The following is a 14,797-nucleotide window of genomic DNA, read 5'->3' as shown; positions in this document are numbered from 1 at the left end:
GGCATTTTACTCTGCCTGAGGCAAGATCGGTGTTGCGGTCAGGTTCTGCGGCCGCGCATTTTCGTCATCCGGCTGTCGCTTCTCGATGGCGGGAAGCCGCGCTGGGCGGGCCGATGTAACGATTGACCTTTTTTCTGTAGGAGCGCAGCCTCCACCCGGATGGCCGAAGAAGACCGCCAAGTTCAGAATCTCACGAAACGTGATGGCGGCAGTCAAGATTTTCGCAGTCGATACCGTTAGGCAGTTTCCACAGTTTCCCCCAAAGTTGATGGGGATCGATCGGGAGAACGTCATGGGCTGGATTATCGCTTTGATCGTTGGTGGCATCGCCGGCTGGCTCGCCAGTCTGGTCATGAACCGCGATGCCTCGATGGGCATCTTCTGGAATATCGTCGTCGGCTGTGTGGGATCGGTGATCGGCAATCTGATCGCCAACCAGTTCGGCATTGCCGGGTCGGTGAAGGAATTCTCGATCGTGGGGCTGATCGTGGCTTTCCTCGGCGCGGTGGTGCTGCTGGCTATCGTCAATCTCGTCCAGCGTGGCCGGGTGCGCTGAGTTGAACTAGGCCGAAGGGTCATCGTTTTCTACAGGGGTCTGAATGCGGGTATTGAAGCTGGCCGCGGTTCTGGCCCTGTTCTCGACGTCGGTCTGGGGGTGTTTGTTCGGGAGCCAGATGGCCTCGGCGCAAGGCGCCAGGGCCACTTCTCCGCCGGAATTCGCCCGGCGGATGGAGCATCTCAAGCCCGGCGAATGGGTCTGGGCTCCGGATGTCTCGCCCGCCGGCCCGATCCTGGTCTACGTCGACTTGTCGCGCCAGATCGGCGTGGTCTATCGCAACGGCCTGCGGATCGCCGCGACGACGGTTTCCAGCGGAAAGGCCGGGCATGCCACGCCGACCGGGGTTTTCACCATCCTCCAGAAGGACGCGAAACACCGGTCGAGCACCTATAACAATGCGCCGATGCCCTATCAGCAGCGGCTCACCTGGGATGGGGTGGCGCTTCATGCGGGCGGACTGCCCGGCTATCCCGAGAGCCATGGCTGCGTCCACCTGCCATATGGGTTCGCCAAGGAACTCTTCGCCATAACCAGGATCGGCGTTACCGTAGTCGTCGAGGGCGATGCGCAAAGGCATGTGCGCACCAGCGACAACAGCCTGCTGGCGCCTTTCGATCCCCAGGGAAAGCCGCTGGACCAGGCGCCCCTGAGCGGCGAGCAATATCGCTGGAACCCGCAGCGCGCGCCTTCCGGGCCGCTTTCGATCATCGTCTCCAAGCTCGACCAGCGGGTCGTCGTCCTGCGCAATGGCGTGGAGATCGGCCGCAGTGCGGCGCAAGTGAACGACGACGATCCCGGCTCGCACGTCATCACGCTGATCAACCGCGAGGGCAAGCCGCGGTGGGTCTATGTCGGACTTCCCGGACATGGCGAGGACGAAGGGCGAGAGGTGGACGAAGCTGTGGCGAACCGTCTTCGCGTACCGCGCCCATTCTACGAGAAGGTGAAGGCGCAACTGGTCCCCGGAACCACGATCCTCGTCACCAATTCACGCGTTTCCGAAGGGCCGCTGCAGCACCTGACGGTCATAGACGCGGTCATGCCCAAACCCTGAGCGGTACTTGCCGATTCCAATGCGCGCCGGCGCCGCCGCCCGGTCGTGCATGGTGCGGGACGACCGGAGCTTGCGAGGCCATACTTCCGCAAACCTGCCGGTTGTCAGCCTCTGTACCGGTGGTAATCTGAAATTGTCCTGAGATCAGGAGTGCTTCCTTGAAAGTTGCTGTCTTCAGTACTCGCCCTTACGATCGTGAATTTCTGGACAAGGCAAATGACGAATCCCAGGCAGGACATACGATGTTCTATCTGGAATCGCGGCTCAACTCGCACACCGCGCATCTGGCGAACGGATATGACTGCGTCTGCGCTTTCGTGAACGACCAGCTCGGGCGTGTTGAACTGGAAATTCTCGCGGCCAATGGAACCCGGTTCATCGCCTTGCGCAGCGCCGGCTTCAACAATGTCGATCTCGACGCGGCGCGGAAACTGGGCCTGAGGATCGGCCGCGTACCGGCCTACTCCCCCGACGCTATCGCCGAACATGCGGTGGCGCTGATCCTTTCGCTCAATCGCAAGATCCACAAGGCCTATGCACGCGTTCGCGAAGGCAATTTCGCGCTGGAAGGACTGCTGGGCTTCGATCTGCGCGGCAAGGTGGCCGGCGTGATCGGCACCGGCAAGATCGGCCTCAACGTGGCGCGCATCCTCCATGGCTTCGGCTGTGAGGTGCTGGCGAGCGACCCGTTCGAAACGCCGGAGCTTGCCGCGATCGGTGGCCGCTACGTCCCGCTCGACGAATTGCTGGGCCGCTGTGACGTGATCAGCCTGCACTGCCCGCTGAATCCCGACACCCACCACCTGATAGACCGCACGGCCATCGGCAAGATGAAGCACGGCGTCATGCTCATCAACACCAGCCGGGGCGCGGTGATGGATGCGCGCGCGGTGATCGCCGGGCTGAAAAGCGGCAAGGTCGGCCATGTCGGGCTGGACGTCTACGAGGAAGAGGAAGACCTCTTTTTCGAGAACCTGTCGGATCAGGTCATTCGCGACGATGTATTCGTCAGGCTCATGACGTTCCCCAATGTGCTCATCACCGGCCACCAGGGGTTCTTCACGGGAGAGGCGATGACCGCCATCGCCGGGACCACCATCGACAACATCACCGCTTTCGGCCGCGATGGGGCGCCGCTCCATCCGGTGCCGCCAGAACGCCAAGGATAAACAGGCCGTGGCCGGTCTGGCGCTCGCTCCAATCCTGGCGCTTATCCTGCTGATGGTGGGACTGCGCTGGTCGGCTGCGGCGGCCGGCACGGTTTCGGCGGTGATCGCGGCCATCGTGGCGGTCGCCGCGTTCCAGTTCGGAGACGAGCCGGCCGACCTTGCCGGGCCGGTGCTGGAGGCCATCTTCACGGCGGCGACGATCCTGTGGATCGTGTTTCCGGCGCTGTCGATTCACGAATACCAGGTGCGGACGGGCGCGACCGGCGTGATCGGGGACTGGCTGTCCTCGATCTCATCCGATCCCGCCGCGACGGCTTTGCTGGTGGGTTACTTCTTCGCGATGTTTCTGGAGGGCGCCTCCGGCTTCGGCACGCCGATTGCCATCGTCGCGCCGATGCTGGTGGCCTTGGGCGTGGCTCCCGTGCGCGCCCTGCTGGTGGCGCTGATCGGTCATGTGGTGGGTGTCTCCTTCGGCGCGGTGGGAGCGCCGATGGTGCCGCTGGTGGAGGCGGCACCGGTGGATGAGCGGCGCCTGTCGCTGGCGATCCTGCTGCTACATGCCTGCATCGGCTGGTCGCTGGCCTTGATCGTCGTGAAGCTGGGAGCCATGAAGTCGGAAAGCAGGGGCGGCGGGGGGAGCACGGTGACTGGTTCCGCCGCCAATTCCTCCTGGCAGGTGGCCGTGATGGCGGCGGCCTGCTTCTTCCCCTGTGCCGCACTGATCGCCGGACTGGCCGGACCCGAGCTGCCGACATTGGGCGGCGCCCTGCTGGGCGGCGCGCTGTTCATAGTCTGGCTGCGGCGCGGTTCTCCGCCGCAGATCGGTGAGGACGCACCGGCCGGACGCGCCTTGCTGAAAGCGGGCCTGCCATACCTGGTGCTGGTCGTGCTCATTCTGGCCAGCCGCCTGATCGATCCGCTTCGCAATGCCCTGCGCGCCTATCCGATCGACTGGACCTACCGCCAGAACTTCGGCGACCAGATCTTGCCGCTCTACCATCCGGGCACGCTGCTACTGCTTGCCTTCGTCCTCACCGTGCTCGGCAACCGCTCCCGGCCGAGCCTGGCCCTTACCTCGATGGTCGCGGCCCTGCGGCGGCTGCCGCAAGTGGCGATCGCGCTCGTCTCCGTGCTGACGCTGGCGCGCTTCATGGTCCACGGCGGGCTGATCGACGCGCTTGCCGTGGGCGCAACGGGACTGTTCGGGCAGGTCTGGCCGCTGGCCGTTCCGCTGGTGGGAGCGCTCGGTTCGTTCGTGACCGGGTCGGGCACCGCTTCCAACATCATCTTCGCGGACTTCCAGGTCGCCGCCGCCGATGCCGTGGCCTTGCCGGACTGGCTGGCGCTTGCCGGGCAGAGCCTGGGGTCGGCCATCGGCAACATAATGGCCCCGCACAACATCGTCGCGGGCACGGCCACCGTGGGCCTGGTGGGGCAGGAGGGCCGGGCGCTGGCCCGTACCGCACCGATCTGCCTGGCCTATGCGCTCGCCGGAGGGGCGATCGTGCTCGTCGTAGGCTGGGCGGTGGATTTTCTCGCTTAACGAACCGCTTCTTGGCGGTGACTATCGCGCATGAGCGATTATCGCGCGTTTATTTGCGCGATTTCAGTGATGTTGCAATGTTCGTGAATGATGCTGCATTATCGCCACGTGTGTGGACTTGGGTAATCAACAAAATAAATGCAGTTTTTAAAGTATCCGTATTGAGTGACCTGTCTTGTCTGTGTAATAAACCCCGATGATAGCGATCTGACATGATTGCGCCCCTTTTTCGACGGCGATTTGCGGAATTCGATCCGTGTCGCAACCGTTGATCCAAGCGTGCGGCGGCGGGCTCGTGCCTTCCGTGCCACTTCCGCCTCCTGTCTCAAGCCCACCGAGAGCGACAGGAGGCGGAAAACCTGCCGGGAGAGGCGGATGGACAGGCCGATGTGCAGGTGGCGCCACTCATCACTTTCCCCTCTTTTGATGATCGGAATTTTGCAGGGCCGGAACCACCCGCCGCGCTTGATCCGCGCAGCATATCTGGCAAGATTTGCAGCATGGACGGACGGTGACGGACGTACCCCGCAAGGCCCGTTCCGACCGGCGGCGATGTGCCGCACACATCGTCCTTCGCAATTCAAGAACCGCCCGAAAACAGGGCGGGCCCCGACTGGAAGGAGTATGACATGGACGCGAAAACCTCTAGTGGGAACATGGGCGGCTGTCCGATGCATGGCGAGCCGGTAAGATCGCTCTTGGGCCGCACCAATCGCGACTGGTGGCCCAACCAGCTTTCCCTCGACATTCTGCCTCAAGGCGGCGCGAACCCCTTGGGGGACGACTTCGACTATGCCGAAGCGTTCAAGTCGCTCGATTATGCGGCGGTGAAGGCCGATCTCACCGCGCTGATGACCGACAGCCAGCCCTGGTGGCCGGCGGACTACGGCCATTACGGCCCGTTCTTCATCCGCATGGCCTGGCACAGCGCGGGCACCTATCGCACCGGTGACGGGCGCGGCGGCGCCTCTTCGGGCAACCAGCGGTTCGCACCGCTCAACTCCTGGCCGGACAATGCCAATCTCGACAAGGCGCGCCGCTTGCTCTGGCCGATCAAGCAGAAGTACGGCGCCAAGCTCTCCTGGGCGGACCTGCTGATCCTGACCGGCAACGTCGCCATCGAATCCATGGGCGGGCCGACCTTCGGCTTCGGCGGCGGCCGTCAGGACGTGTTCGAGCCGGAGAAGGACGTCTACTGGGGTACCGAGGAGGAATGGGTCGGGCAGGGCGCGGAAACGCGTATCCAGCCGGACAAGGAAATGGTCCTCGAAAACCCGCTGGCAGCGATCCAGATGGGCCTCATCTACGTCAATCCGGAAGGCCCCGGCGGCGATCCAGATCCCACCGGCTCGGCCCGCGACATCCGCGAGACCTTCGCGCGCATGGGCATGAACGACGAGGAGACGGCCGCGCTCACCGCAGGCGGCCACACCTTCGGCAAGTGCCACGGCGCGGGCGACGCGGCCAAGGTCGGTGCCGAGCCGGAAGGCGCGGACATCGCCCAGCAAGGGCTCGGCTGGCAGAGCGGCCATGAAAGCGGCTTCGGCGATCATACGATCACCTCCGGCCTCGAAGGCTCGTGGACGCCGACGCCGACGAAGTGGGACATGAGCTTCCTGCACATGCTGCTCGACTACGAGTATGAACTGGTGCGCAGCCCCGCCGGCGCGCAGCAGTGGCAGCCGGTGAACCAGAAGCCGGAAGACCTGGCGCCCGGCGCTCACAGCCCGGATCGCCGGGTGCCGACGATGATGACCACGGCGGACATGGCCTTCAAGGTCGATCCCGAATACCGCCGGATCATGGAGCGCTTCCGCGCCGACCCGAACTATTTCGCGGATGCCTTCGCACGGGCCTGGTTCAAGCTCTGCCACCGCGACATGGGGCCGAAGGCGCGTTACCTTGGGCCGGAAGTTCCGGCGGAAGACCTGCTCTGGCAGGATCCGATCCCGGCGGCGGACGGTGCCGCGATCACTGCGGAGGACGTTGCCGCACTCAAGCAGAAGATTCTCGGCTCGGGCCTCTCGGTGGCTGAGCTGGTTTCAACCGCCTGGGCTTCCGCATCGACCTATCGCGGATCGGACCATCGCGGCGGCGCCAACGGTGGCCGCATCCGCTTGGCCCCGCAGAAGGACTGGGAAGTCAACGAGCCCGAAAAGCTGGCCCGAGTTCTCAAGACCTACGAGAGCATCAAGGCCGAATTCGATGGCGGCGCCTCTGGCCGGAAGGTCTCGATCGCGGATCTGATCGTGCTCGGCGGCAGCGTCGGCATCGAGAAGGCGGCGGCCGATGCGGGAACGCCGGTGGAGGTTTCCTTCACGCCCGGTCGCACCGATGCCACGCAGGAGCAGACAGACGTGGAAGGCTTTGCCGTGCTCGAACCGAAGGTGGACGGCTTCCGCAACTACCTCCAGGTTTCGTTCACGGTGCCGACGGAGGAACTGCTGATCGATCGCTCCCAGCTCCTCGGCCTGAGCGCGCCGGAAATGACGGTGCTGGTCGGCGGGCTGCGGGTGCTCGGCGCCAATCACGGCGGGATCAAGGACGGGGTCTTCACCGATCGTCCGGGGCAGCTCACCAACGACTTCTTCGTCAACCTGCTCGACATGGGCACGGCTTGGAAGCAGGTGGACGATGCGGCGGACGAGACCTTCACCGGCACCGACCGCGCATCCAACCAGACGAAGTGGACGGCGACGCGGACGGACCTGGTGTTCGGCTCCAACTCGCAGCTTCGCGCGCTCAGCGAGGTCTATGGCGCTTCGGATGCCGGCCCGAGGTTCCTCAAGGACTTCGTGTCGGCCTGGACCAAGGTGATGAACGCGGATCGCTTCGATCTGGCATGAGCATGAGGGCTCCGGCGCAACTTTCGCGAAGCATATAAAGATATCTTTATATTTGCGTCGCGAAAGCTGACGGGGTAGGACGATGCATCGAGACGCCGGGCTCCGTGTCCGGCGTCTCCCGTAACGTCCAACGTACCAGGAGCTTCCCGTGGCCACTGCCCAGATCGCCCACGACTACGCCATTACCGATATCTCGCTCGCCGATTTCGGCCGTACCGAGATCAACATCGCCGAGACCGAAATGCCGGGCCTGATGGCGCTGCGCGAGGAATTCGGCGCGTCGCAGCCGCTCAAGGGCGCCCGCATCACCGGTTCGCTCCACATGACGATCCAGACCGCGGTGCTGATCGAGACGCTGGTCGCGCTTGGCGCCGACGTGCGCTGGGCCACCTGCAACATCTTCTCGACCCAGGACCACGCCGCCGCCGCCATCGCCGCCGCCGGCATCCCGGTCTACGCGATCAAGGGTGAATCGCTGGCCGATTACTGGGATTATGTCGGCAAGATCTTCGACTGGTCGACCGAAGAAGATCCCAACCTCACCGCCAACCTGATCCTGGACGATGGCGGCGACGCCACCATGTTCGCGCTCTGGGGTGCCCGCGTCGAAGCCGGTGAGCCGCTGTTCGAGCCCACCAATGCCGAGGAAATCGAGTTCGTCCGCGCGCTGAACGCCTTCCTCAAGGCGAAGCCGGGCTACCTGACCGCCTCGGTCAAGGCCATCAAGGGCGTTTCGGAAGAAACCACCACCGGCGTTCACCGCCTCTACCACCTCGCCAAGGACGGCAAGCTGCCGTTCCCCGCGATCAACGTGAACGATTCGGTCACCAAGTCGAAGTTCGACAACCTCTACGGCTGCAAGGAATCGCTGGTCGACGCGATCCGCCGCGCCACCGACGTGATGCTGGCCGGCAAGGTCGCCTGCGTTGCCGGCTTCGGCGACGTCGGCAAGGGTTCGGCCGCTTCGCTCCGCAATGGCGGCGCCCGCGTGATGGTCACCGAGATCGATCCGATCTGCGCCCTGCAGGCAGCCATGGAAGGCTATGAAGTCGTCACCATGGAAGACGCCGTGAAGCGCTGCGACATCTTCGTCACCGCCACCGGCAACGAAGCCGTCATCACCGGCGAGCACATGGAAGCCATGCGCGACAAGGCGATCGTCTGCAACATCGGCCACTTCGACAGCGAGATCCAGATCTCGGCGCTCGACAACTACGACTGGAAGGAAGTCAAGCCGGGCACCGACCTGGTCACCTTCCCGGACGGCAAGCAGATCATCGTTCTCGCCAAGGGCCGCCTGGTGAACCTGGGCTGCGCCACCGGCCACCCCAGCTTCGTCATGTCGTCGAGCTTCACCAACCAGACGCTCGCGCAGATCGAACTCTTCGTCAAAAACGACGACTACAAGAACGAAGTCTATGTGCTGCCCAAGCACCTCGACGAAAAGGTCGCCGCGCTGCACCTCGAAAAGCTGGGCGTGAAGCTCACCAAGCTTTCGAAGAAGCAGGCCGACTACATCGGCGTGCCGGAAGCCGGACCGTTCAAGCCGGACCACTACCGTTATTGATGGGTAAGACCTTCATTGGCTAACGATGGGGAGAGTGCCGCGACCGTGGCGCTCTCCCCATTGTGTTTATGGCTTCCCCGCATCATAGCCGTGAGTTGAATGGACCAGGATCGCCTCGTACCCCTCCTGATCGGCCTTCTGCTCGCTGCCTGGATGATGGCGGCGGCCTGGGCCGTGCTTACCGCGCGCAGCCGCCAGAAGCGGGCTGAGAACCAGCTTCGCTCTGCTCGCAGGCTGGGCCGCATGGTCGAGGAATCGCCCGCTCTGCCGCTGCTCGTGCGCTCCGACGGGCGAATCGAGGCCAGTCCGCGCCTTGCGCAGTGGCTGGGGCTCGACGGAGTTCCGCAATTCCTCTCGGAACTCGATACCGGCGAGCGTGGCCTTCCCACGGCGAAGCTGGAGGAACTGACCGAGGCGGTGCGCCGCACCCAGAAGACCGCCGCGCCTTTCCGCATGGTGCTGACGCCGCGCGGTTCCTCTCGATCGCTGGCACTGCGCGGCCATCTGGCCGATCCGCAGATTTCGCCCGGCGGCGCGGCGCTGGTCTGGGTCTTCGACTTTTCCGACAGCGAAACCGAACTCACCCGCCTGCGCGACGAAGCCTCGCGGGCGAGGGGGGATTTCACCGCGCTCGTCTCGCTGATCGAGGCGGCGCCGATGCCGATGTGGTTCCGCCGCCCGGACGGCGAGTTGCAACTAGTGAACTCGGCCTATGTCGCGGCCGTGGGCGGGGACAGCGCGCAGTGCGTGGTCGCCAGCGGCACCGAACTGATCGAGAACGTCGACGGCCTCACCCCCGCGCAAGTGGCGCGCGCGGCGTCCGACAAGGGCGCGCCGATCCAGCGCATCGTCTCCACCACGATCAACGGCCAGCGCCGCGCCATGCGGGTCAGCGACTTGCCGCTGGGCGAGGACGGGGTGGCGGGCTATGCCGTCGACATCGAGGATCTCGAGGAAATGTCGCGCTCGTTCCGCGCATTTCGCGAGGCACAGCGCGGGCTGCTGGACCAGCTTTCGGCCGGTGTCGCCCAGTTCGACGCCAAGAAGCGCCTGACGTTCGCCAACCAGCCATTTCAGCGCCTGTTCAAGCTCCCGGCAAACACGCTTCAGGACTTGCCTGCATTCGAGCGTCTGCTGGATGCCGCGCGCGATGCCGGTCGCGTGCCGGAAGCACGTGACTTCCCGGCTTGGCGGCGTGAGAAAGCCGCCTGGTTTGCCTCTGGCGAAGCGAGCGAGGAAGCCTGGACCCTGGCTGACGGCACGCATCTGCGCATCGTCGCCCAGCCGGTGCCGGACGGCGGCCTCATGCTGATCGCGGAGGACCGCACCGAGCAGTTGCGCCTGTCCGCCGTCCGCGACACCCTTCTGCGCACGCGGACGGCCACGTTCGACAGTCTGTTCGAATCCATCGCGGTCTTCGCGCCGGACGGACGCCTGCAAATCTGGAACCGCCGCTTCGCCGCCGATTGGGGGCTGGACAGCGACTTCCTAGACACCCACCCGCACATGCAGGATCTGCTCAAGAAGATCGCGCCGCGCCTCAAGCGACCGGCCGAGGCGGAGACGGTCGGCGGCGTGGTCCGCACAGCCACGCTGGACCGCACGCAGAAGGGCGGCCGCATCGCCCTGGCCGATGGGCGCATGCTGGAGTTCGCGGGCGTGCCGCTGCCGGATGGCAACGGGCTGCTGGCCGTGCTCGATATCACCGATTCGCAAAAGGCCGAGGCGGCCCTCCGCGAAAGCAATGCCGCGCTGATCGAGGCGGATACGATCAAGACGCGCTTCCTGGCCAAGATGAGCTACGAACTGCGTACGCCGCTCACCTCGATCGGCGGTTTCGCGGAACTGCTGGAGGCGGGCGTCGGCGGGGAACTCTCCGAGGGCGGCCGGGAATATGTCGGCGCGATCCTGACCTCGGTCGAGCAGCTTGGCGATCATATCGACAGCCTGCTGGACCTGTCGCAGAGCGAGGCCGGCCTGCTGCCGCTGAAGAAGGAAGAGATCGACCCGATGCCTTTCGTCCGCTCGGTGGTGGAGGAACGGGCCGGGCGGCTCCAGAAGGCCGGGCTGGTGCTCGATCTTCAGGCGAGCGGGCTGCTGCGTCCGATCTCCGGCGATCGCAAGCGGCTCGCGCGCGCGCTGGGCCATCTCGTGGACAACGCCATTGCCGCCTCCCGGCGCGGCGAGCGCATCCTCGTGCAACTCGGCCGACGCAAGTCCGGCGACGAGGAATGGCTCCAGATCCTGGTGCAGGACAACGGGGCTGGCATGGACAGCCGCAGCGTCGCCCTGGCGCTCGACGGCATGAAGGCCAGCGCCGACGGCAAGTCGGTAGAGCGCAGCCAGGGCCTGGGCCTGCCGCTGGCGCGCCAGCTGGTAGAGGCCCATGGCGGCGCGCTGCGCCTCGTTTCCGAGCCCGGCAAGGGCACCAGCGCTCTGGTGGAGCTTCCGTGAAGATTGCATTGCCCGACCTTTCCGCGATGGAGCGCTTCGGCCGCGCCATCGCCGACCGATTGCAGCCCGATGACGTGGTGGCCCTCACCGGCGGCCTCGGCGCGGGCAAGACCACGCTGGCCCGTGCGATCATCGCCGGGCTTGGGCACGAGGGTGAGGTGCCTTCGCCCAGCTTCGCGATCATCGAGGTCTACGATCCCCCGGCTTCCCCTTCGGACTCTGGCGCGCCGGGCGTCCGGCTGCCGCTCGTCCATGCGGACTTCTATCGATTGAAGGATCCCTCCGAAGCCGACGAGATCGGCCTGGACGACTATCGTCAGGGCGCGGCACTGATCGCCGAGTGGCCCGATCACGCCGGGGGGTTCGCCCATGAGCCGGGCTGCCTTTCAGTTACGCTGGAAGTTGAGGATGAGGGGAGGATCGCCATTGTCGAGCCGGGCCTCCATTGGCGGGATCGCGTTTCGTTCTGATTTTCAGAACGGCGATCCCTGTTGTTTGTTGGTCGCATTTTCCTAGTCGTCAGGTGTTTCCACCTGACTTGAAAATGCTCTAGGGCGTATCCCGAAATGAGCACGAACCTTCCCGCCGATCTCGAACCCTTCCTTGCCGAAGCCGGCTGGGCGGGTGCCCATGTCGAACCCCTGGCCGGGGACGCCTCGTTCCGGCGCTATTTCCGCGTGACTCGCGCGAACGGCGAGACGGCGATGCTGATGGACGCGCCGCCGCCGAACGAGGATCCCACGCCGTTCCTGCGCGCCGCGCGCTGGCTCGACCTGAACGGTCTGCGCGCGCCGCGTATCCTGGCGGATTGGGCAGATCGCGGCCTCGTGCTGATCGAGGATTTCGGTCACGCGCGCATGCGGGACTATCTGGACCAGTGGCCGGACGACGAATCGGCGGTCTACAAGGGGGCGGTCGATGTCCTGGCGCAATTGCGCGAACTGCCGCCGGGCCCTTTCCTCGACTACTCGATGAGCGAGTACCTGCGCGAAGTGCGCCTCTTCGTCGAATGGTACTGTGCCGCGCAATACCTCGATGTCGATGCCGCAGGGTTCGCTTCCGCCTGGGAGGCGGTGCTGGGCGAACTGCTGCCTCGCCAGCGCCCCGGCGTGACCGTACTGCGCGACTACCATGCAGAGAATATCATGCTGCTTGGAGCGCTGGAGAAGCAGGGTCTGCTGGATTTCCAGGACGCATTGGTCGGCCACCCGGCCTATGACCTCGTCTCGCTGCTCCAGGACGCACGGCGCGACGTCGCGCCGGAGCTGGAGGCCGAGATGTTCGATCACTACATCCAGGCGACCGGCGCCGATCCCGAGACGTTCCTGGCCGATTATGCCCGCCTTGGCGCGCAGCGTAACGTCAAGATCGTGGGCATCTTCGTGCGGCTCTGGCGCCGCGACGGCAAGCCGCGCTACCTCGATCTCATTCCCCGCGTCTGGGCGCTGCTGGAACGCGATCTCGCCCATCCGGCGCTGGAACCGGTGGCGCGCTGGTTCGACGCCAATATTCCCGCCCATCTGCGCGAAGCCAACGGCGGGAGCTATGCCGCATGAACGGGGCGAAGCTGGCCAGCGACACGGCCATGGTGCTTTCCGCCGGGTTGGGCAAGCGCATGCGCCCGCTCACCGCCACCCAGCCCAAGCCGCTGGTGCGGGTGGCCGGCAAGTCCCTGATCGACCACGCCCTCGACAAGCTCGACGCGGCCGGGGTGGAAAAGGCGGTGGTCAATGTGCACTATCTGGCCGATGCGTTGGAAGGGCACTTCAAGGCGCGCCACAAAGGGCCGCAAGTCACCGTATCGGACGAGCGCGCGCAGTTGCTCGAAACCGGCGGCGGCATGGTCAAGGCCGCGCCGCTGCTGCCTGAGACGTTCTTCTGCCTCAACAGCGACAATATCTGGCTCGACGGGCCGGTGGACGTGTTCCACGAACTCTCGCGCGCCTGGGATCCCGAGGCCATGGACGCGCTGTTGCTGCTGGTTTCCCACCCCCGCGCGATGAACTATCGCGGCGAGGGCGATTTTCATCTCGATGCGGTGGGGCGCGTTTCGCGCCGCAAGCCGGGCCGGGTTGCGCCGTTCATCTATTCGGGCATCCAGATCGTCTCGAAGCGCCTCCTCCGTGACGCGCCGGAAGGGCCGTTCTCCACGAATATCCTGTGGAATCGCGCCATCGAGGAAGGCCGCGTCTTCGGCATTTCCCATACCGGGCTGTGGTTCGAAGTGGGCGAACCCGGCGCCATCAAGCCGACCGAGGAATGGTTGACCCGTGCGTAAACGCCTGTCTGAAAATCCGCCACAGGCGGATTTGAACGGCACCGGCCCACTCCCCCACCCGACCTCCCATAGGGTACTATCGTTGGGGGGTCGGGTGGGGGAGTGGGCCGGTGCCGTTCCTGATTCATGACTCCGCTCGTCTATTCCATCGCAGCGCACCGTGGTTTCGCCGACGCCCTCGTGGCGGGGCTGGTGCCGCGTTATTCCGAAGGTGAACTCGGCCTTGCCCGGCTGACCCTGCTGCTGCCCAGCCGCCGCGCGGTCCGCACCGTTACCGAGGCTTTCGTGCGTCATTCCGGCACCACGGACCGGCCGGGCATGCTGCTGCCGCGCATGGTGGTGGTCGGTGATCTCGATCTCGACGAAACGCTCGGCCCGCTGCTCGATCCGCTCGGCGCCGGCGATATTCCGCCTGCGGCCGATCCGACCCGGCGCTGGCTGCGGCTTGCCCATTACTTGCGTGAAGTGGAGGGCGCAGAGGCCGGGAAGGGTGCGGCTTTGCTGCGCCGCGCCTGGGAACTCGGCCGCACCATGGACCGCCTGCTGGTGGAAGGCATCTCCCCGCTCGACCTGATGAGCGAGCGGGTGATCGGCATCGTCGGTGACCTGGCCGGGCACTGGACCGACAATACCCGCACGTTCCTGATGGTACAGCAATACTGGATCGCGGAACTCGCCGAGCGGGGCGAGATCGACGCACCCGAGCGCCGCAACCGCCTGTTCGAACATGCCGCCCGGGCATGGCGGGCCGCGCCGCCGCAATATCCCGTGGTCGCGGCAGGCGTGACCAGCGCTTCGCCCGCGCTGGCCAGATTGCTGCGCGTGGTCAGCGAACTTCCGGGTGGTTCCGTGGTCCTGCCCGACTTCGACCTGTCGCTTCCCGGCGACGTCTGGGACGAGCTTGGCGTGGCCGGAAAGCCCGAGAACCCGGAGGAGCCGCCGTTCGGTCGAGGCGATGCGGTCACCCACCCGCAGTACCACCTCAAGCTCCTGCTCAACCGCATGGGCATCGCGCGCGAGGAAGTGACGGCGTGGCACCGCTCCGGCTACGGCGCCTCGCCCGCCGAGCGCAGCACCGTCATCTCCAACCTATTCCTGCCGCCGCGTGCCTCGGCGGCGTGGGTCGAACTGCCTGCCGAGAAGCGCCGTCTTTCCGGCGTGCGGCTGATGGAAAGCACGCACCCTGAACAGGAAGCGCAGGCGATTGCGGTCTTGATCCGCGAGGCGCTGGAAGTGCCCGAGCGACGCGCGGCGCTGATCACGCCGGATCGGGGCCTGGCGGGGCGGGTGGTTGCCCATCTGACTCGCTGGGGTATCGAGGTCGACG

At 65.5% G+C, this 14,797-nt stretch carries 10 protein-coding genes and 1 pseudogene; all 11 read left to right on the top strand.

Translation table 11 applies throughout. The features are described 5' to 3' along the window. The first annotated feature begins 292 nt into the window (after positions 1–292). Entirely contained in the window at positions 293–556 is a 264-nt protein-coding gene (locus tag ACI3K3_RS06040) for a GlsB/YeaQ/YmgE family stress response membrane protein (protein WP_404912710.1), read from the top strand. Positions 557–674: 118 nt separating this feature from the next. Continuing rightward, positions 675–1,613: a L,D-transpeptidase family protein gene (locus ACI3K3_RS06035; protein ID WP_404912851.1), complete on the top strand. Its 939-nt coding sequence runs from the start codon at positions 675–677 to the stop codon at positions 1,611–1,613. A 158-nt stretch (positions 1,614–1,771) separates the two neighbouring features. Beyond that, positions 1,772–2,782 (top strand): 2-hydroxyacid dehydrogenase, encoded by a 1,011-nt coding sequence (locus tag ACI3K3_RS06030; protein WP_404912709.1) that lies wholly within the window; start codon positions 1,772–1,774, stop codon positions 2,780–2,782. Then, positions 2,739–4,325: an L-lactate permease gene (locus tag ACI3K3_RS06025; protein ID WP_404912708.1), complete on the top strand. Its 1,587-nt coding sequence runs from the start codon at positions 2,739–2,741 to the stop codon at positions 4,323–4,325. Before ACI3K3_RS06030 ends, ACI3K3_RS06025 begins: the two co-directional genes overlap by 44 nt. Positions 4,326–4,954: 629 nt before the next feature. After that, on the top strand, positions 4,955–7,171 hold the full coding sequence (gene katG / locus ACI3K3_RS06020) for a catalase/peroxidase HPI (protein WP_404912707.1): 2,217 nt from the start codon (positions 4,955–4,957) through the stop codon (positions 7,169–7,171). A gap of 148 nt (positions 7,172–7,319) precedes the next feature. After that, positions 7,320–8,738: an adenosylhomocysteinase gene (ahcY, locus tag ACI3K3_RS06015; protein ID WP_404912706.1), complete on the top strand. Its 1,419-nt coding sequence runs from the start codon at positions 7,320–7,322 to the stop codon at positions 8,736–8,738. A gap of 99 nt (positions 8,739–8,837) precedes the next feature. Continuing rightward, entirely contained in the window at positions 8,838–11,192 is a 2,355-nt protein-coding gene (locus ACI3K3_RS06010; RefSeq protein WP_404912705.1) for a PAS-domain containing protein, read from the top strand. Beyond that, complete coding sequence (gene tsaE, locus ACI3K3_RS06005) at positions 11,189–11,662, top strand: tRNA (adenosine(37)-N6)-threonylcarbamoyltransferase complex ATPase subunit type 1 TsaE (protein ID WP_404912704.1); 474 nt, start codon at positions 11,189–11,191, stop codon at positions 11,660–11,662. Before ACI3K3_RS06010 ends, tsaE begins: the two co-directional genes overlap by 4 nt. A 96-nt stretch (positions 11,663–11,758) precedes the next feature. Beyond that, positions 11,759–12,748, top strand: coding sequence for an aminoglycoside phosphotransferase family protein (locus tag ACI3K3_RS06000; protein WP_404912703.1), 990 nt, complete (start codon positions 11,759–11,761; stop codon positions 12,746–12,748). Continuing rightward, the gene (locus ACI3K3_RS05995) at positions 12,745–13,470 is read left to right on the top strand and encodes a nucleotidyltransferase family protein (protein WP_404912702.1); all 726 of its coding nucleotides are present in this window, start codon (positions 12,745–12,747) and stop codon (positions 13,468–13,470) included. The genes ACI3K3_RS06000 and ACI3K3_RS05995 overlap by 4 nt, the downstream gene beginning before the upstream one ends. Positions 13,471–13,596: 126 nt before the next feature. After that, a pseudogene (locus ACI3K3_RS05990) lies at positions 13,597–14,797 on the top strand (double-strand break repair protein AddB); the annotation flags it as partial.

This window comes from Novosphingobium sp. ZW T3_23 (genome assembly GCF_044987305.1).
Lineage (GTDB): Bacteria > Pseudomonadota > Alphaproteobacteria > Sphingomonadales > Sphingomonadaceae > Novosphingobium.
The sequence above is the reverse complement of the archived record's forward strand: the minus strand, read 5'-3'. Positions and strand labels throughout refer to the sequence as shown.